Genomic DNA, 18760 nt, shown 5'->3' with positions numbered 1-18760 from the left:
CGGCCGTCAGCGACGGGTCGCCGAATATGCCGAGTAGACCGATCGGTAGGCGTGGTAGAGCGGGCTCACCGGCAGTTCCCAGGTGCCGAGGTAGTACCGGTAGTCGCCGCCGAACGACAGTTTGAACTTGGTCAGTCCGGCCCACGGGTGTTCCGGCTCGCCGGGCGGCGCCACGCCCAGCGAATCGAAGGTCTTCTGCCCACGATCCTGGGCGTCCAGGACCATCGTGGCGCGCATGATGGCGCCCGGGTGGACGTGCCGGTGGGCGTGCATGCTCCCGGAGTGTCCGACGTGGCGGGTGGTCGGGCTGTCGAAGACGATCGCCGCGGAGACCGGCTCGTCGTGGTGCCGGGCGATGTACAGGGTGGCCGCGTCGCGGGGCAGCAGCACCTGCGCCATGGTCCGGTAGTAGTCGTCCGGGTGCTGGACGATGTGGTTGTGGACGGCCACCTCGTGGACCACCATCAGCAGAGCTTCCACATCGCCGGGATCATGGCTTGCCTCGATGCGCACACCCACCTTGGCGGCATTGCGGTACCGCTGCCGGTTGTTCTTGGACATGTCCTTGAGAATCTGGTCGCGCGGCTTGGTCAGATCCTGCAGCCACACCAGTGAGGGTTGGATCTCCTTCAGCGCCGGCCGATGTTTGAGCCGCTTCAGATCGGCCTTCGTCACCGGCGCCCACGGCTCCATCCGTACGAAGATGGCGCCCTGGTCCTGGGCCAGTGCCTTCAGCTCCGCGATCGCAAGCTGGTAGCTCACCATGCTGTCGGCGACCGGACCGTATGGGCAGTAGAGGCGGGTCGTCTTGTTGGACCGCTCCAGGATGGCGAAGCACTGCCAGCCGGGGCCCTGGCCGAAGAACAGTTTCCGGCCGAGCTGCTGGTTGAACGCGCCCCAGTGGGTGCTCTGCAGGAAGTGCCCGCCGCGGGCGAACAGGTCGTCGTCCCACGACTTGCCGGGCAGCTCGTTGGACCACGCGATGGAGGAGTGCTGAGACATGCGGAGAGGGTCACCTTTCGGGGGGAAAGGAGCGGGTGAGCCGGGACAAGCGCCGCGCTGGAGGGAACACCAGAAGTCCGCACATGAGCTTCCTCATTCGTTGCGTGCCGCTCCAGCGCCGCATGTGCGCCGGTGGCGGAACCGTAGGGAGGCAGTCGTGCGGATCCGATGAAGAAGCCGTCCGGAAGTCGCGAACTGCCGGGATCGGATCGAAACCCAACGCGGGCTTCACAGGTTGCTCATGATCGGCCCGGCGGCGGCGCTGATCAATGGGCGCGTGAGCGCGCGGTGCGTGGCGCGGCGCCGGCGGGACGGGGGACGTCGCGGCCCTCTCGGGGCGCGGCCTCGGCACGGTGTCAGGCTGCGGAGCGGTACGAGATGCGCAGGTCGCCGCAGGAGAGGGTGCGGAAGCGGCGGCATTCGGCGACGAGGTCGGCGGCGAGGTGGTCGAGGGGGACGTCGGGGGCGCTGGCCAGCCGGGCCGCCACGATGCGCAGCGCGAGCGGCAGGCCGCCGCACAGTTCGACGAGGGTCTGCAGGGAAGGCTTGGAGGCGGCGGTGATGCCGGTGCCCGAGATCGTGGCCAGCAGGCGGATCGCGTCGTCGTCGCTGAGGGGGGCGACCTCCACGTGTGCGGTCGCGTCCAGGGCGGCGAGCTTCCGGGTGCTGGTGACGATGGCGGCGCTGCCGCTCGTGGCGCTCAGCAGCGGGCGGACCTGGGCCTCGTCGGTGGCGTTGTCCAGGAGGATGAGTAACCGGCGGTCCGCCGACGCGGAACGGAACCGGGCCGCCGCCTCCTCGACGTCGCTGGGCACCTGGTTCGCCGGGGCGCCCAGGGCCCGCAGGAACCAGCCGAGCACCTGTGCCGCGCCCGCCGTGCGCAGGTCGGCGTACAGCTGACCGTCGGGGAAGACCGGGATCAGCTCGGTCGCGGCCCGGATCGCGACCGCGGATGCGCCCGCGCCGCTCGGGCCGTGGATCGCCACGACGGTCGGCATCCCGGCCGGCGCGGCGCCCTCGCCGCAGCGCGACGCGACGGTGGCGACGAGCGAGGCGACCTCCCGGTCCCGTCCGATCAGCGTCGGCGGCGAGACGGGCAGCTCCCGCGGCGTCCAGGTGGTGACCGTGTTGACCATGGCCCGGGGCGCGGCGACCGGCCGCAGCTCCGCCCGGGGACGCGCGACCGGCCCGCCCAGCGCCGGGTCGCGGGCCAGCACGGCCTGGTGCAGCTGGACCAGGTCCGGCCCGGGTTCGACGCCGAGGTCCTCGATCAGCACGGTGCGGGCGCGCTGGAACGCGGCCAGGGCGGCGCCGACGTCACCGACCCGGTACAGCGCCAGCACCAGATGACCCCAGAGCCGTTCCCGCAGCGGGTGGCTCTCGGTCAGCCGGCGCAGATCGGCGATGAGGTCCGCGTCGCCGTTCGTCTGCTGCCGCGCGTTGATCCACTCCTCGACGACCGCCAGCCGCTGCTCGTCCAGCGCGGACAGGCGCCGGTCGAGGAACCTGGAGCGCGGCACGTCCTCACCTGCGGAGCCGTGCCACAGGTCCAGTGCGTCCCGGAAGTACGTCGCCGCCCGGTCGGGCTTGCCGTCGGCGAGCGCGGCGTACCCGGCGCCGGCCAGGTTCGCGAAGACGGCCGTGTCCAGTTCGTCGTCGTCGACCTCGATCAGGTATCCGGGGGCCGGCCGTGCACCCGGGGGCGCCGCCACCCGTCGATGATGGCGCCGCGCAGCCGGGACGCGTACGTGCGGATGTTGGAGACCGCCGAGTTGGGCGGCTCGCCGTCCCACAGCACTTCGAGGAGTCGCTCCATCGGCACGACGTGGCCCCGCTCGAGCAGCAGCGCCACCAGCATCGCCCGCTGTTTGCTGGGTCCGAGCGGCAGGGACTCCGCACCGCACCGCACCGCGACCGGTCCGAGCAGCTGAAATTTCACGATTGCTCCCCGTGGACAGACAGATGTTCGTCATGGTCTTGCACGAACATGTTCAATATCTGCTGCAAAGTTCGCAAACGCGCGACGGATTGTAAAGACCTCGCCCCCTGCCGGAAACAGTGCGCGGCCGCGGGGGGGGGGGCATGGATCAAGCCGGGGCGGCGGCCGTCATCGGCGATACGCCGGACCGGTGCCGAACAGGCCTGCGATGTCGTCGGCCCACACGACCAGCAGCGCCCCGATGACGCCGGCGAACCCGGCGACGATGAGACCGGCCGGCTCGGTCCCGCCATCCGCGAGACCCAGCGCGGCGAACGCGGTGAGGATCACGTTGCGCACGAGGTGCTCCGGTCCCAGCCGCCGCTCCGACACCCCGAAGCAGCGGCACGGCGCCTGATCCCCTCGCCGCAGCGCCAGTCCGACGACGGCGGTGAATCCGACCGTCATCGCCAGGGCGGCCACGGTACCGGCGGACGCCGCGCCCGGCACGACGAGCAGCACGGCGATCGTCAATTCGGCCACCGGTACAGCGGCAGCCACCGCAATCCTGTCGGTCAATGCGTGCGCGGCCGGCCCCGCCGCGGTGAGCGCCTGGCAGATAAGAATGGTTCAGGCAATACAATAGGCGTGGTTCAGGCAAAGGAATTTGATTGATTCAGGCAAATGCTTCGTGAATGATCGCGCGAATGCCCTCAAAATGGAGATCACGACACGTCGCGGGTTTCTTTTGTTGCATCGATCATGAACAATTGCTGGCATGAATTTAACGCCCACAGGGTGGCCCACCATGGTGTCCAGCCGTGCCTGGCCGCGAACCGCCACCTTCGCCGCCGTCGCCGTCGCGGCGCTCACGCTGCTCGTCGGGGTGTCCGCCACACCAGCCGCCGCGGGCGGCGCTGGGAGCACCAGTAGGAGCACCGGTAAGAGCACCGGCACGTCCACCGTCACCGGCGCAAACTCGAACGTCGCCGCGAAGCCGCTGCCGGCCGCGCCGTCGCACGGGCCGAACGTGCACCTCGGCACGGGCCTGCCGGTGAAGCCGGCCGTGCCGCAGTGGCAGTCCACGCTGGCCGCCGGCTGGCAGGTGTCCCTCAACGTGCCCGGCATGGCGCCCACCAGCGAGGGCGTGATGACCTCCGTGTTCTGGGTGACGCAGAACGCCCACATCACGGCGACGGCGAACCAGGACGTCGGCCCGACGCCGTACTACATCCGGATCTACCGCAACTCCACGCAGTTCGCGATCTGTGGCACCGGCACCACCTGCTCGGTCGACGCGACCAGTTCGGTGATCGACTCGGCCTGGTTCAGCGCCGACATCAGCGACGCCGCCGGCAACAAGATCGTCGCGTCGAACCCGCCGTTCGTCCTGGTCGACTGGCACTCGACGACCGTCGGGCTGAGCACCAGCCAGACGACGACCAGCATCGGCAGCGCCGTGACGTTGACCGCGACGACGGCGTTCGACGGCGGTCCGTCGCCGTTCTACACCCAGATCTTCGACCTGACCACCGGCGCCCGGGTGCAGATCTGCGGGACCGGCACCAGCTGCTCGGTCAGCATCGCCCAGTCGAGCGCGACGACGCACAGGTACCGGGCGTTCGTGTCGCACAACAGCGCCACCTTCCCGCTGCCCGCCGTGCAGGCCACCAGCCTGATCAACTGGGTCACCTGGTCCAACAGCGGGCTCCGGGTCAGCCTGACGGCGCCGGTGTTCACGCAGACGACCGAGACGGTCACCGCCACGGCCAACTCGAGCGTCACGCCGACACCCTGGTACATCGAGATCTTCGACGCTGACACCGGTGTCCGGATCGCGTTCTGCGGCAACGGGTCGGTCTGTTCGCTGACCGGCTACACCCCGCCCACGCCGAACGTCGACACCCACCTGGTCGCGTTCATCTCCAGTCTCAGCACGGCCTTCCCGCCGGCCAACATCCAGGCGTCGTCCAACGTGGTCACGACGATGCACTACGTCCCACGCTGACCGCCGCACGACCGGGGCCGGAGGTCCGGGCCATCCGACGCGGCGGATGACCCGGACCGCCCGGCGAGGATTCACGCCAGGTCTGGAATGGGTCGCCCAGGCTCGCGGAGCGCCCGCAGGCGGATCTCGTCGTAGGCGGTCGGCGTGCCCGCGAGCCGGTGCAGCTCCACGGCCCGCTCGTGGTGCGCGACCGCCGCGTCCCGGTCGGCGCGGGCGGCGGCCAGGTTGCCCAGCTGGCTCCAGCCGGTCGCCTCGTCCATCGGGTTGCCGAGCGCCGCGTTCATGGCGATGCCCTTGCGGGTCAGCTCCTCCGCGAGGGCGGCGTCGCCCCGCTGGGACGCCAGCATGCCCAGCTGGTGCCAGGTCGCCGCCTCGCCCGAGCGGTCGGCCAGCCGCCGGTACAGCTCCAGCGCCAGCGTGTGGTGCGCCTCCGCGTCGTCCAGGTGGCCGCGGCGTTGGGCCACGTTGCCGAGCTGGTGGTGCCCGACGGCCGTGTCGCGCCGGTTGCCGAGGCGTTCCGCCTCCGCGAGCGCCAGGCGGTACAGGCGCTCCGCCTCGGTCAGGTCGCCCTCCGACTCGGACAGCAGGCCCAGCTGGTGCCAGATCGCCGTGACCGCCGCCGCGTCGCCGAGCTCCTCCGCGATGTCCAGCGCCTGGTGGTACTGCCGGGCGGCGTCCCGCAGGTCACCCCGCTGCTGGGCCAGCTCCGCGAGCTGGTGCAGCTCCCGCCCGACCGCCTGGCGGTCGCCGAGCGCCTCGGCCATCGCCAGCGCCGAGGTGTACCGCGCCCGCGCCGTCGCGAGGTCGCCACGCAGCCGCGCCAGCAGACCCAGCTGGTGGTGGGACGCCGCGACCGTCGCCCCGTCCGCCGGGAACCGGTCCATGTTGCGCTCGAACGCGGCCGCCGCCTCGGCGTGCTCGCCCCGCAGGTACATCAGCATCGCCAGCTGGTGGTGCACCAGGGCGGTGTCCCCGGCGGACCGGTACAGCCGCTCGGCCTCGTCGTGGTCGCCGCGGTCCTGGGCGACGCGGCCCAGCTGGAAGGCGGTGGCCGCCGGGTCCGGCGCCAGGCGGATCAGGCGCTCGGACTCCATGACGTCGCCGCGGCGGTACGCGATGATGCCCAGCTGTCCCTCGAAGCGGCCGCGCGCCGGGTCGCCGGCGGGCAGCAGCCGCAGGGTGTCGTGGATGACGCCCGCCTCCACGTCCCACGCGCCCAACGTCTCCAGGGCGGCACACAGCTCGCCCGTCACCTCGACCGCCTGCGCCACCTCACCCGCGGCGAGCAGGTGGTGCCGGGCCTCGGTCAGGTCGTGGGCGTCACCCGCCGTGGGCTGCGGCCAGCTGTGCACCCGCCAGCGCCGGAACGCCGCCGCCCGCCGGTGCGCCTCGGTCGTGTCGGCGAACGCCCGCAGCCCGGTGGCGGTCGACCGGTGCACGAAGAACTCGCGCATCAGGTCGTCGCCGTCGACAAGTCCACTGTGGACCAGCGCGGTCAGCGCGTCGCCCATCTCGGGCGGTGGGCGCAGGGCGGGGCGCGGCAGCCCGCCGCACGCCTCGACGACCTCCATCAGCTCGGCCCTGGCGAGCGGCGGGCTGTCGGGGTCGCCCAGCACGTCGTTCAGGTCGGCCACCGTCGCGTCCAACCGGTCCAGCAGCAGCCGCAGCGCGTGCTTGTGCGGCGTCACCGCCGCGTCCGGGTCGGTCTGGCCCACCGCGTGCGCCACGCCGTACAGGTCGACCGGCGAACGGTGGACGCTCAGCCCCACCAGCAGGTCGACCGCCCCGGGGACCCGCGACAACCGGGCCAGGTGCTCGCCGAGCAGGATCTCCTCCGCGGCCACGGCGACCACCGAGGCCATCGCGGCGTCGCCGTCCCCGTCCCCAGCTGCGGTCGGGGTCGGGGTCGGGGTGGCTGCCCGCGCCAGCCGGCGGGTGATCTCGCTGGTGCGGCCCTCGCCGTCACCGAGCAGCGCGTCCAGGTACTCCAGGGATCTCGGGTGCCCGCCGACCGTGCGCCACACCGACTCCGGGTCGCCGTGGCGGTCGAGGTTCGGCAGCGACCAGATGAGCTTCTCGGTCTCGGCGAAGCTCAGCGGCGGCACGGTCTCGCGGCGCAACCGGTCGTCCGCGCCGCCCGGCAGCCGCACCGGGAACCGGGACGTGACGAGCAGCCGGCACCGCCCCGGGTCGCCGGCCAGCTCGGCCAGCAACGCCGCCAGGTCAGGATCTCGGACCGTGCCGGCGCCGTCGTCGCCGACGTCCAGGTTGTCCTCGAAGTTGTCGAGCACCAGCAGCACCGGCAGCGTGTCGAACACGTCCTCGCGCAGCAGCCGCGACCTGTCCCGCCATGGCTCCGCCACACGGTCGGCGACCCGGGCCGCGTGCGCCACGCGCGGGTCCACGGACTGCGCCCGCAGCAGCTGCACCCGTACCGCCGCGGCGACCGCGCCGAGCACACCGTCCACTGTGGCCGGTCCGACGACCGTCGCCAGCAACCAGCCCGCGCCCAGCGACACGACCAGCTCGGCGGCCAGGGCGGTCTTGCCGATGCCGCCGATGCCGCTGAGCACCAGGCCCGCCCACCGGTCGCCGGTGAACACCCGCGGCAGCACCCGCAGCTGGTGCCGCCGTCCCACGAACGACCGCCGCGCCCCCAGCCCGCCCAGCCGCGGCACCTGCACCGGCGGCGCCGGCACCTCGGCGGCGTCGTCGACGACGGACAGGTCCGGCTGCCCGCACAGCAGCGTGACGACACCCCACTCGTCGTACGCGGCGAGACCGTCGTGTGACTGCTCCAGCGTGCGCTGCACCGACCGGCGCGCGTCACCGACGGCCCGCGCCAGGTCCAGGTTCCGGGTCAGCCCGGCGTACACGGCGGAGAACAGCAGCGTCGCGTACCGGTCGGTGACGCTGGTCTGCGTGCCCACCACGGCCCGGGCGCCCCGCTGCGCGAGCCGCGCCGCGTACGACGGGCCCTGCCCCTCACCGTCCACATCGGAGTAGCAGGCCGCCAGCGCGAGCACCGGCGGCATGCGGCCCGGTGGCACCGCCTCCTCCAGGAAGACGTCGGCGGTGACCGGGCGGGCCGCGCCGTGCTCGTCCTCCAGGTACAGCACGCCGGGCGCGCCGTGGGCGCAGATGTGCAGCACGTGCACGCCGCCCGGCACGTCGAGCGCCTCGCGGATCGCCGCCGTCGTCGCGAACTCCACGACGGACACCCGCGCCCTGCCCCGCCTGGCCCCGCGGACCGCCGCGAGCACGCTGCGCAGTTCGTGCTCGTAGTTGAGCAGCGCCCCGCCGCCGTGCTCCGGCGCCGCCACCGCCACGACGATCCTCAGTGGACCCGGCAGCGCCTCGCCGAGGTCCGCCCCGCCCAGGCGGTACACGGTCACGAGCGGGTGCAGCGCCAGCGGCCGGCCCGACACCGGGTCGGGCAGCGCTTCCCACGGCAGCGCCGCGAACCCGGGCGCGTCGACGGCGAGCCGCACGTCGAGCGTGCCGGCGTCGGCACGACGGATCAGATCGGCGAGGGCGGCGGCGACGGGCGGCGGCAGGAAGGACTCGGCGAGCAGCCTGCCGGCACGCCGCAGCGACATTCGCCCACCGCCCTGCGCGGGCAGGTCGCGCGAGCGCTGGTGCGCCGCCCGCGCCCGGCCGCGGCGCACGTCCTGCAGGGCGTTGACCAGCCCTGCCCTGACCCCGCCGTGCGGCGCCGACACGTCGGTGGTGTCCGTCCGCAACCGCACGGTGGACGCGTTCACGGTCAGCGACGCATCGAGGCTCACGGGGAGACTCTGACGGACCGCTCGCCGGTACAGGACCGTTCGCCGGAACGGGGTCGCGCGGCGGATGAGGGTCAGGCGGCGGAGGTGCGGACCAGCGTCCTGATCTGGCGGAGCACGACCGAGATGGCGGCAAGGTCGCCCGGAGACCCGCCGAACTCGCCGATGGCGTTGCGGGTGCGGGCGATCAGGATCGCGTTGCTCTGCTCCCACTCGTGGACGCGGGCCTCGGCGTCGTCGTCGGGGGCCGTCGCGTTGAGGACCTCCGCGGTCAGGGCGGCCAGCGCGGCGTACAGGTCGTAGCGCAGCGCCATGCGGGCGAGCGTCTGCCAGCGGTCCCGGCGCGGCAGGTTGGAGATCTTCGTCAGCAGGTCGTCGACCCGGAACCACTCCGACAGCACGTAGTAGACCGTGGCGACCTCGTTGACGTCCTGGCTGGTCTGCGAGGCGACCTCGACGATGTCCAGGAGGCCGAAGCCGTACATGACCCGGGTCGTCATGTCGGCGACCTCCGCCGGCAGGCCCAGCCCGCGCAGTATGGCCGCGTTGGTGTGCAGCGCCTCGCGCTCCTGGCCGCGGAACAGCGTCTCCAGCCGCGGCAGCAGGCACGAGATGCCGGGGCGCAGGTGGGCGATCTCGCCGGGGACGTCGATCGGCAGGCGCCGGTTGGAGACCAGCCAGCGGACCGCCCGGTCGAGCAGCCGGCGGATCCTCACGTTGACCGCCGTCTGCGCCTCCGTCGGGATCTGGTTGTCGAGGGACTCGACGGCGCGACGGAGCTCGCCCAGCCCGTACACGTCCCAGATCACCACGGACGCCCGGAGGATGTCGGCGGCGCCGGCTCCGGTCTCCTCGGCGGCGCGGTGGAAGAACAACGGGCCGCCGCGGTTGACGGCCTCGTTGACCACCTGCGTGGTGACGATCTCGCGGCGCAGCGGGTGCTCCGCCATCGCCTCCACGAAGCGCTCCCGCAGCGGGGTCGGGAAGTAGTCGACGAGCACCTCGTTGGTCCACTCCTCGTCGGGCAGGCCGGAGTCGAGGATCTCCTGCTCGAGCACGATCTTCACGTAGGACAGCAGGACGGCGAACTCCGGCGAGGTCAGCGCGACGCCGGTCGCGGCCCGCGCGTCGAGGTCCTCGTCGGTCGGCAGCGCTTCCAGCGTACGGTCGAGCTGGCCGCGGCGCTCCAGGTCGGCGATGAGCAGCTTGTGGACCGGCAGCAGCGACCGGGACTGCGCGCGGGCGTTGCCCAGCGTGGTGGCCTGGTCGTAGTTGTCCTTCAGGACCAGCTCGCCGACCTCGTCGGTCATCCCGGCGAGCAGCGCGTTGCGGTCCTTCGGGTCGAGCGTGCCGTCGACGACCGCGCGGTCGAGCAGGATCTTGATGTTGACCTCGTGGTCGGAGCAGTCGACGCCGGCGGAGTTGTCGATGAAGTCGGTCGCGACACGGCCGCCGCCGAGCGCGAACTCGATCCTGCCGCGCTGGGTGAGACCCAGGTTGCCGCCCTCGCCGACGACCTTGGCGCGCAGCTCCCGGCCGTTGACCCGGATGTAGTCGTTGGCCTTGTCGCCGACGTCGACGTGCGACTCGGCGGTGGCCTTGACGTAGGTGCCGATGCCGCCGTTCCAGAACAGGTCGACCGGGGCCGACAGGATCGCGTGCATCAGCTCGTTGGGCGTCATCGCGGTGACCGCCGCCGGGAGGCCGAGCGCCTCCTTCGCCTCCGGGGAGATCGGGATCGACTTCGCCGTCCGCGGGTAGACGCCGCCGCCGGTGGAGATCAGCGACGTGTCGTAGTCGTCCCACGACGACCGCGGCAGCGCGAAGAGCCGGGCCCGCTCCTCGAACGACGTCGCGGCGTCGGGCGTGGGGTCGATGAAGATGTGCCGGTGGTCGAACGCGGCCACGAGCCGGATGTGCCGGGACAGCAGCATCCCGTTGCCGAAGACGTCGCCGGACATGTCGCCGACGCCGACGACCGTGAAGTCGGTGGTCTGGGTGTCGACGCCGAGCTCGCGGAAGTGCCGCTTGACCGACTCCCAGGCGCCCCGGGCGGTGATGCCCATCTTCTTGTGGTCGTAGCCCGCGGAGCCGCCGGAGGCGAACGCGTCGCCGAGCCAGAACCCGTACTTCACCGAGATCTCGTTGGCGATGTCGGAGAACGTGGCGGTGCCCTTGTCCGCGGCGACCACCAGGTAGGGGTCGTCGGGGTCGTGGCGCACCACGTCGGGCGGCGCGACCACCTTGCCGCCGTCGAGGTTGTCGGTCACGTCGAGCAGGGCCGAGATGAACAGCCGGTAGCACTCGACGGCCTCGTCACGGTCGCCCGGCTTCTCCTTGAGCACGAACCCGCCCTTGGCGCCGCTCGGCACGATGACCGCGTTCTTGACCACCTGCGCCTTGACCAGGCCGAGGATCTCCGTGCGGAAGTCCTCACGCCGGTCGGACCAGCGCAGCCCGCCCCGCGCCACCGCACCGAAGCGCAGGTGCACACCCTCGAACCGCGGCGAGTAGACGAAGATCTCGAACCGCGGCCGCGGCGCCGGCAGGTCGGGGATCGACTGCGGGTCGAGCTTGAAGGCCGTGTACGACTTGGGGCGCCCCTGCTCGCCGCGCTGGAAGAACGAGGTGCGCAGGGTGGCCTGGATGACGTGCAGGAAGGAGCGCAGGATGTGGTCCTGGTCGAGGCTGGTCACCGTGTCGAGGTCCTCGTTGATCGCCGCGACCATCTCCTTCGACCACTCCCTCCGCGCCGTCTCGGACAGGTGCAGCCGCAGGTCGAAGCGGGCCGTGAACAGGTCCACGAGCTTCGAGGCGATCGCCGGGTACTGCAGCAGCGTGGTCTCCATGTAGTCCTGCGAGAACACCGTGCCGGCCTGGCGCAGGTACTTCGCGTAGGCCCGCAGGACGACGACCTCGCGCCAGGTGAGGCCGGCCTTCAGCGCCAGGGCGTTGAACCCGTCGACCTCGGCCTCGCCGTGCCAGGCGGCGGAGAACGCGTTCTCCAGGTCGGGGCGCACCTCGGTGATCGCCCGCGCGCCGGGCGGCAGCTGCAGCCCGAAGTCGTAGAGGTAGATGGTGCCGTCGGAGCGGACGATCTCGTAGGGCCGCTCGTCGGTGACCCGCACGCCGAGCGAGTGCAGCACCGGCAGCACGGCGGACAGGATCATCGGCCTGCCGTAACGGAGCACCTTGAACCGGATGTCGCTCTCGGCCTGGCGGCGCCGGTAGACGTGCATCACGAGCTGGCCCGGCTCGTCGAGCAGCTCCAGCTTGGCGACGTCCTGCACCGCCTCATACGGCGTGTACTCGTTCTTGTACGTGTCCGACAGCGCGTCGCCATACCGCTGGTAGAGCAGCTTGGCCTGCTGCTCGTCCTCGAGGTTGCGCTCCAGCACCAGCCGGAAGTCGTCGTCCCACATCCGGGTGGCGTTGGAGAGCCGCTCGGTGAGGCGGCGGACGTTGATGTCGCCGGGCGGGTTGCCGGGCTCGGTGCGCACGATGAGATGCACCCGGGCGAACTTCGACTCGCCGACCCGGGTGGCGTAGTCGACGCCGACGCCGTGGAGCTCCGCGAGCAGGATCTGCTGGATGCGCAGCCGGTTGGCGGTGGTGAACCGGTCCCGCGGCAGGTAGACCAGGCAGGAGATGAAGCGGCCGTAGGTCTCGCGGCGCAGGAACAGCCGCAGCTGCTGGCGGCCGGCCAGGCGCAGCACGCCCATGACGGCCTGGAACAGCTCGTCGGTGGAGATCTGGAACAGCTCGTCGCGCGGGTAGGTCTCCAGCGTCTCCAGCAGATCCCGGCCGGAGTGGCTGCGCGGCGACAGCCCCGAGCGCTCCACCACCTCGGCGACCTTGCGCCTGACGACCGGCAGGTCACGGACGCTGGTGCGGTACGCCGCCGACGAGAACAGCCCGAGGAACCGCTTCTCCCCGACCACCTCGCCGTCGGCGTCGAACAGCTTGAACCCGATGTAGTCCAGGTAGGCCGAGCGGTGCACGGTGGCCCGCGAGTTGGCCTTGGTGATGATGATCAGCCGCTGCTCCGTCGCCTTGGCGTAGGCCTCGGCGGTCATCGAGCTCAGCACGAGCGGACGGGTCTGGTCGGCCCGCAGGATGCCCAGGCCCGAGCCGAGCACCGCCTCCAGCAGCTCCTCGCCGCCGTCGCCCTTGACCAGTCGGTACTCCCGGTAGCCGAGGAACGTGAAGTGGTCGTCCACCAGCCAGCGCAGCAGCTCGACGGAGTCGGTGACGTCCTTGTCCGGCACCGGCAGCCGCGCGCCGCCGAGCTGGTCGGCCAGCGCGAGCGCCTGCATGCGCATCTTCGGCCAGTCCTCGACCGCCTCACGTACGTCGTCGAGCACCCCGGCCAGGCCGTTGCGCAGCTCCTCGAGATCGGCCTCGGCCCGGATCCGGTCGACCTCGATGCGGATCCAGCTCTCCACGATGTCGCCGGGCGCGGCGTCCTCGGGTTCGACGCCGACCCGGACCCGCTCCAGCGCGCCCAGCGGCGCCCGCCGCACGACGACGAGCGGGTGCACCAGCATGTTCACGTCGATGTTGCGCGACGACAGCGCGCTGGTGACCGAGTCGACGAGGAACGGCATGTCGTCGGTGACGATCTCCAGCGACGTGCCGTCGGCGGTGCTCGTGCCCAGACGCAGCTTCAGCTCGCCGGGCACCCGCTGCTGGGCCAGCTCCAGGTGCGACCGCGTGGCCTCGACCATCCAGGCCGGCTGGCAACCGGCGAGCTCCTCGTCTGGCACGAGGCGCCAGAAGCGCGCGACCAGCTCGGGGTCGGCGTCGCGGGCCGCCGCCAGGTCGACGGCCTCCGCGACCAGGTGCTCCGCGTCGGGCACGTACCGCTCCGGCTCGTCGTCCCTGATCGCAGGTCCGGTAGTGCCGGCGCTCACCCGGGTGGCTGTGGGCCGGTTCATCGGTGGTTCCCCCTCACCCACGGCACTGTGGGCAAGTGTGTTGATCCGTCTCAGCGGCGGTGCAGTGGCTCGTGGCTTCTCCGGGCAGACGGCCAGGTCTGCTCGAAGGAGGACGAGCAGCCACTTCCTTGTAGTGTCTCTCGGCCTGCCCGGACCGGCCAGGATCCCCGTCGCCGGCGCCGCGAGGTCAGGTGCCGTTGCCGATGGCGCGCTGGTGGGTGGCTTCGGCGATGGAGCGGGGGAGTGCGGCGAGGCCCGGGAGTTGCAGGCCGCCGGGGCCGTACACCAGGTGCGCGATGCTGACCATGAGCCAGGGGGCTGCCGGGCCGTGCAGCATGATCGGGTCGCCGACCTCGTAGCGCAGGACGAACAGCCACTGGGTGACGTCGCCCTGGAGCTCGGTGACGCCGTTGTGCCAGAAGCTCAGCCACCGGTTGCGGTAGTCGCACATCAGGCGCTGGTTGGTGAGGATGGTCCGGACGGTGGCGTGGTCGCGCCACTGGGCGGCCGCCTGGGCCGCCGCGCGCTGCTTCGCGGACGAGTTCGCGATCGCGGTCGCGGCCATCCCGGCGGCGACGAACGCCGCCGAGCCGAGCAGGAAGGTGCTGTTGCGCTCGTACGTCACCGTGGTCCCGTAGAAGCGGGCGTAGCCGAGCATCGTGTCGGCGTACGCCACCTCGCCCGGGTTCAGGCGTACCGCGCCGGGCGGCAGCGCGGCCAGCTCGCCACCGGCGTGCAGATGCCCGTACAGCTGGCAGGCGCTGGACCACCCTTCCCGCAGGGCGTTCTCGAGTCCGCCGTCCATCCTGTGACCCACGTGTTCCTCCAGCCTTTCCGGATCCCGGTGCTCAGCGGCCCGGCTCGTGGCGCCGCAGCGCCCACCTGGCGGCGCCGGTGAGCGCCACACCCTGCAGCGCGAGGACGCCCATCGCCCACCACCACGCCGCGGCGGTGTGCTTCCACAGCGCGTCCGCGCTCGGGTTCACCACCAGCGAGCGGAGGTCGACGGTGGCCGCCGCGGCGGCGTACCCCCACCGGGACGGTGCCAGCCACGACAGCTGCTCGACACCCGAGCGGCCGACCACTTCGAACAGCCCGCCGCAGAGCACCAGCTGCGCCATCACGAGCCCGACCAGGATGGGCATCGTCTGCTCGCCGGAGGAGACGTACGCGCTGACCAGCAGGCCGGTCACGGTCGCGACCAGCGCGGTCAGCCAGACCACCGCGATCAGCTCCAGCAGCGGCCAGCGCAGCGCGAGCGCCTCGGGGGCACCCGGCCGCCCGGCGAGACCGACGAGCACGAACAGCGCCGCCTGTACCCCGTTCACGACGCCGAACGCCAGCACCTTCGAGCCGAGGTACGCGCCCGGCGCGAGCCCGACGGCCCGTTCCCGGCGGTAGATGGGGCGCTCCCGGACCAGCTCCCGGACGCCGCCCGCCAGGCCGAAGAACACCGCGCCGACGATGAGCACGACGAGGAGCTGGGACGCCTCCGTACCGCGCGCCAGCGGGTCGCCCGGCACGGCGAACCCGTCGTCGCCGGGGATCACGTGCAGCAGCGCGGCGAGGCCGAGCGGCAGCCCGAGCAGCAGGGCCACGTACATCCGGTCGGCCAGGGTGACGGCGGCGATCCGCCGGGTCAGGATCGTCAGCTGCCGCCACCAGCCCTGCCGGGCCGGTGGTGCCTGGGCCGGTGGCGTCGAGGGCACGACCGGTGCGGCGGCGGCGGGCCGGGGCGTCACCCGCGCGGCGAACCGCGCCGCCCAGCCGTCGGGGTCGTCGTACACCTGCTTGAAGACGTCGGCGTACTCCTGCACGCCGAAGAACGGCAGCAGCTCGCCGGGCGGGCCGAAGTAGGCGACCTTGCCGCCCCGCCCGAGGACCAGCACCCGGTCGCAGACGTTGAGGTGCAGCGGGCTGTGGGTGACCACGACGACGGTCCGGCCCCGGTCGGCGAGGTCCCGCAGGCTCACCATCACGTCCCGGTCCAGCGAGGGGTCGAGCCCGGACGTCGGCTCGTCGAGGAACAGCAGCGACGGCTCGGTGAGCAGCTCCAGCGCGACCGAGGTGCGTTTGCGCTGGCCGCCGGAGAGCGTCTCGATCCGCTGGTCCGCCTGCGCGGTCAGGCCGAGCTGGCCGATCACCTCGTCGATCCGCTGCTCCCGCTCCGCGCTCGTGACGTCGGAGCCGAAGCGCAGCGCCGCCGCGAACCGCAGGGCCCGGCGGACGGTCAGCGCCAGGTGCAGGATGTCGTCCTGCGGCACCAGGCCGATCCGCTGGCGCAGGTCGTCGTACTCGGCGTACAGGTCGCGGCCCTGGTAGACGACCGCGCCCTCGTTCGCCGGGCGGTACCCGGTCAACGCGCCCAGCAGGGTTGACTTGCCGGCGCCGCTGGGGCCCACCACGGCGAGCAGGCTGCACTCGTCGAGCGCGAAACCGACGCCTGAGAGCAGCCGGCGGCCGCCCGCCACGGTGACGCCCAACCCGTCGACGTGCAGCGAGACCCTTCCGGTGTCGACGTACTCCCGCAGCTGCGTGCCGTCGACGACGAGCTGGTGCCGCCCGAACGACAGCAGGTCGCCGGGGCGCAGGTCCGCCTCGGCGATCCGCCGGCCGTTGACGAACGTGCCGTTGCTGGTGCCGAGGTCGACGAGCCGCAGCCCGTCCGGCGTCCGCAGCAGGTCCGCGTGATACCGCGACACCTGCAGGTCGTCGAGCACGATGTCGTTGTCCGGGGCGCGGCCGATCCTGGTGCGGTGCGCGGCCCGGTGGATCGCGGACGGCACCCGGCCGGCCTCGAACCGCGGCCCGGATGCGGCGGTCGCCGGGTGGTTCGCCGCCGTGACCGTCGGCGGCGGCACACCCGGGACCGGCTCCGGGCGCAGGGTGAGCGACGGGCCGTCGGCGGCGCCGAGCCGCACCTGGCAGGGCCGGGTCAGGTCGAGCTCGTCGACCCGGACGCCGCCGGCGTAGGTGCCGTTGTGGCTGCCCAGGTCCCGCAGCCACCAGCCGTCAGTGCGGAGGACCACCTCGACGTGCTCCCGGGACACCCGGGGGTCGTCGACGACGATCCGGCACAGCGGGTCCCGGCCGATCCGCAGCACCGTCTCCGCCGGCGTGATGCGCCGCTCGCCGTCCGGTGAGCCGATCAGGAGGGCACCGGCGGTCATGGGCCGCTCTTCGGAAGTCGCTTCGCCATCGCGGTGGCGAGCTGGATCGCGTCCGACTGGTAGCTGCCGTGCACGAGGTCCATGAAGGTCTGCCCCGTCACCACCACCTCGATGGCCGCCTGACCGCTGCGGACGAACACGATGGCGAGCTTGGCGCTCCCGTTGTCGCTGAAGATCCCGAGCGTCTCGTCGCCGAGCTTCGTGGTCTGCATCTCCGTCCACCCGCACCGGGCGGCGGTGCTGCGCAGCGAGGCGAAGAAGACCTTCGCCTCGTCACCGAAGAAGCCGGCGACGGCCGAGCCCACGAACGGGTAGCCCTCGGCGCCTGTGACCTTGAAGTTGTTCGTCTCGGAACCGGCGATGGCGTCCCCGGCCACCGCGCCGTCGGCGCACAGCTTCAGGCTGGACAGCCCACCCTGGAGATAGTTCTCGTCGGACCTCGAGTTGACCGTGTCGCGCGACGCGCGCATCACCGTGGTGATGTCACCGACCGAGACCAGCGCCGAGCGCAGCTCCGTCACCGGCGGCGGGGGCTTGCTCTTGTCGAACGACCGGGTGGGCCTGGCGCCGGCACCGCCACCGGATCCCGGTTGACCGGTGGTGTCGGTGAGATCCGCCCCGAACTTGTAGGCGGAGAAACAACAAGCGACGACGAGCAGCAGGATCGCGCCGAAGATGATCAGCGGCGCCTTGGCGCCGCCCTGCTTCGGCGGTGGGGCACCGAGGTAGCCACCGGCGGCCGGTGGGAACGGCGCCCCGCCGAGGCTGCCGGGCGGCATCGGGTAGCTCACCGGTTGCGGCGCCGGGCCGGCGAAGGAGCCGGGCGGCAGCCGGTACCCGGGCGGGGACGCGGCCGTGGTCGTCGGCGGTGGCGCCGAGACCGGCGCCGGAAGCTGTGTCGGGAGCTGCGCCGTGCCGGCGGTCGTCTCCGGTGGCGGCATCCGCAGGGCGCGGATCCAGCGGGCGGCGCCGGCCGGGCGCGCGTCGGGCTGCGCGGCGAGCATCGCGAGGATGCCGCGCGTCTCCCGGTCCTTCCCCGGCCCGAGCGCCGACGTCAGCCGCTGCGTCATCCCCTGTACGTCGCCGGGGATCGGCGCCTCGCCCGTCAGCGCGTAGTAGACGGTCGCGCCCAGCGTGTACCGGTCGGTCGCGGGGCTGTACTCGCCGCGGGCCAGCGACTCCGGCGCCATGAACGGAGCGGTGCCGAAGATCCGCGAGGTCCGGTCGGTGCCGCGCAGGCGCACCAGCCCGAAGTCCACCAGGTAGACCCGGCCGTCGGCGGCGAGCAGGACGTTCGCGGGCTTGATGTCGCGGTGCAGCACCGGGGCGCCGTTGGTGTCCTGCCCGCTGTGCAGGTAGTCGATCGCCTCGGCGACGGGCTCCAGCGGCGCCAGCACGTCGAGGCCCTGGACCTCGCCGCGCTCCAGCGCCTCCTGCAGGTTGCGGCCCTCGATCCACTTCATCACGAAGTAGAGCCGGCGCCCCGTGGCGGAGGCGCCCTGACCGGCGGGGTGCGGCGGCGGGCCGAGGAAGACCTCCTTCACCTTCACCAGCGCCGGATGCTCCAGCTGCGTGGCGAGCGCCGCCTGCAGCCGCAGCTCCTCCAGCTGCCGGTCCGCGACCGAGTCGTCGTCGATCCGGATCACCTTCACGGCGTACGGGAACGACTCGGCGCCGTGGTGCTCACGAGCCAGCCACACCTCGCCCTCGCCGCCCGCGGCGTGCCGCTGCACGAGCTCATACCGGTCGAGCGCGTCGGCCGGGCCGGCATGACCCGGGCCCCCCTCCATCGACACCAATCCACACCATTCTCTTGCGGCCCCTGGGCAACGGCCGCCAGTTTAGGGACGCTTCGCCGCCGGCATCGATCGCTTGTTAGCGGCTTGTTAGAGGGCCGGTGTCCCGTTTGATATCAATGGCCGGTGGAGTTTGCGCTGCTA

General features: G+C 72.3%; 10 protein-coding genes. 1 reads left to right on the top strand and 9 read right to left on the bottom strand.

Annotated elements, in window-relative coordinates; translation table 11 throughout:
* Window positions 1-6 precede the first annotated feature (6 nt).
* The 4 genes from ACQEVZ_RS59455 to ACQEVZ_RS59440 form a co-directional block, all read right to left on the bottom strand.
* Entirely contained in the window at window positions 7-1002 is a 996-nt protein-coding gene (locus tag ACQEVZ_RS59455; RefSeq protein ID WP_433385837.1) for a lipid II:glycine glycyltransferase FemX, read from the bottom strand.
* 356 nt (window positions 1003-1358) lie between these two features.
* A complete protein-coding gene (locus tag ACQEVZ_RS59450; protein WP_433385834.1) occupies window positions 1359-2714 on the bottom strand; it encodes a BTAD domain-containing putative transcriptional regulator in 1356 nt (451 codons plus the stop codon).
* A complete protein-coding gene (locus ACQEVZ_RS59445; protein WP_433385831.1) occupies window positions 2672-2941 on the bottom strand; it encodes an AfsR/SARP family transcriptional regulator in 270 nt (89 codons plus the stop codon). Before ACQEVZ_RS59445 ends, ACQEVZ_RS59450 begins: the two co-directional genes overlap by 43 nt.
* Before the next feature lie 168 nt (window positions 2942-3109).
* Window positions 3110-3481, bottom strand: a complete 372-nt coding sequence (locus ACQEVZ_RS59440) for a MauE/DoxX family redox-associated membrane protein (protein WP_433385828.1) — start codon at window positions 3479-3481, stop codon at window positions 3110-3112.
* A gap of 247 nt (window positions 3482-3728) precedes the next feature.
* On the opposite strand from ACQEVZ_RS59440, the gene ACQEVZ_RS59435 reads away from it, so the two are divergent.
* Window positions 3729-4928, top strand: a complete 1200-nt coding sequence (locus ACQEVZ_RS59435; protein ID WP_433385825.1) for a hypothetical protein — start codon at window positions 3729-3731, stop codon at window positions 4926-4928.
* Window positions 4929-4999: 71 nt separating this feature from the next.
* Here the strand turns inward: ACQEVZ_RS59435 and ACQEVZ_RS59430 are convergent, their stop codons facing one another.
* From ACQEVZ_RS59430 to ACQEVZ_RS59410, 5 genes are all read right to left on the bottom strand, one after another.
* Window positions 5000-8716, bottom strand: coding sequence for a tetratricopeptide repeat protein (locus ACQEVZ_RS59430; RefSeq protein ID WP_433385822.1), 3717 nt, complete (start codon window positions 8714-8716; stop codon window positions 5000-5002).
* Window positions 8717-8787: 71 nt separating this feature from the next.
* Window positions 8788-13650, bottom strand: a complete 4863-nt coding sequence (locus tag ACQEVZ_RS59425) for an NAD-glutamate dehydrogenase (protein ID WP_433385819.1) — start codon at window positions 13648-13650, stop codon at window positions 8788-8790.
* A 187-nt stretch (window positions 13651-13837) separates the two neighbouring features.
* The gene (locus ACQEVZ_RS59420) at window positions 13838-14455 is read right to left on the bottom strand and encodes a hypothetical protein (protein WP_433385816.1); all 618 of its coding nucleotides are present in this window, start codon (window positions 14453-14455) and stop codon (window positions 13838-13840) included.
* A gap of 43 nt (window positions 14456-14498) precedes the next feature.
* Window positions 14499-16820 (bottom strand): FHA domain-containing protein, encoded by a 2322-nt coding sequence (locus ACQEVZ_RS59415; RefSeq protein ID WP_433385813.1) that lies wholly within the window; start codon window positions 16818-16820, stop codon window positions 14499-14501.
* Window positions 16817-18610 (bottom strand): protein kinase domain-containing protein, encoded by a 1794-nt coding sequence (locus tag ACQEVZ_RS59410; RefSeq protein WP_433386226.1) that lies wholly within the window; start codon window positions 18608-18610, stop codon window positions 16817-16819. The genes ACQEVZ_RS59415 and ACQEVZ_RS59410 overlap by 4 nt, the downstream gene beginning before the upstream one ends.
* Window positions 18611-18760 lie beyond the last annotated feature (150 nt).

The organism is Dactylosporangium sp. CA-152071, assembly GCF_050936335.1.
GTDB classification, from domain to species: Bacteria; Actinomycetota; Actinomycetes; order Mycobacteriales; family Micromonosporaceae; genus Dactylosporangium; species Dactylosporangium maewongense.
The sequence above is the reverse complement of the archived record's forward strand: the minus strand, read 5'-3'. Positions and strand labels throughout refer to the sequence as shown.

What these genes read in the sequence shown, in the direction of transcription:
- ACQEVZ_RS59415 (WP_433385813.1), bottom strand. Translation starts at nt 16,820, where the DNA reads ATGACCGCCGGTGCCCTCCTGATCGGCTCACCGGACGGCGAGCGGCGC.
- ACQEVZ_RS59435 (WP_433385825.1), top strand. Translation starts at nt 3,729, where the DNA reads ATGGTGTCCAGCCGTGCCTGGCCGCGAACCGCCACCTTCGCCGCCGTC.
- ACQEVZ_RS59410 (WP_433386226.1), bottom strand. Translation starts at nt 18,610, where the DNA reads ATGGAGGGGGGCCCGGGTCATGCCGGCCCGGCCGACGCGCTCGACCGG.
- ACQEVZ_RS59420 (WP_433385816.1), bottom strand. Translation starts at nt 14,455, where the DNA reads ATGGACGGCGGACTCGAGAACGCCCTGCGGGAAGGGTGGTCCAGCGCC.
- ACQEVZ_RS59425 (WP_433385819.1), bottom strand. Translation starts at nt 13,650, where the DNA reads ATGAACCGGCCCACAGCCACCCGGGTGAGCGCCGGCACTACCGGACCT.
- ACQEVZ_RS59455 (WP_433385837.1), bottom strand. Translation starts at nt 1,002, where the DNA reads ATGTCTCAGCACTCCTCCATCGCGTGGTCCAACGAGCTGCCCGGCAAG.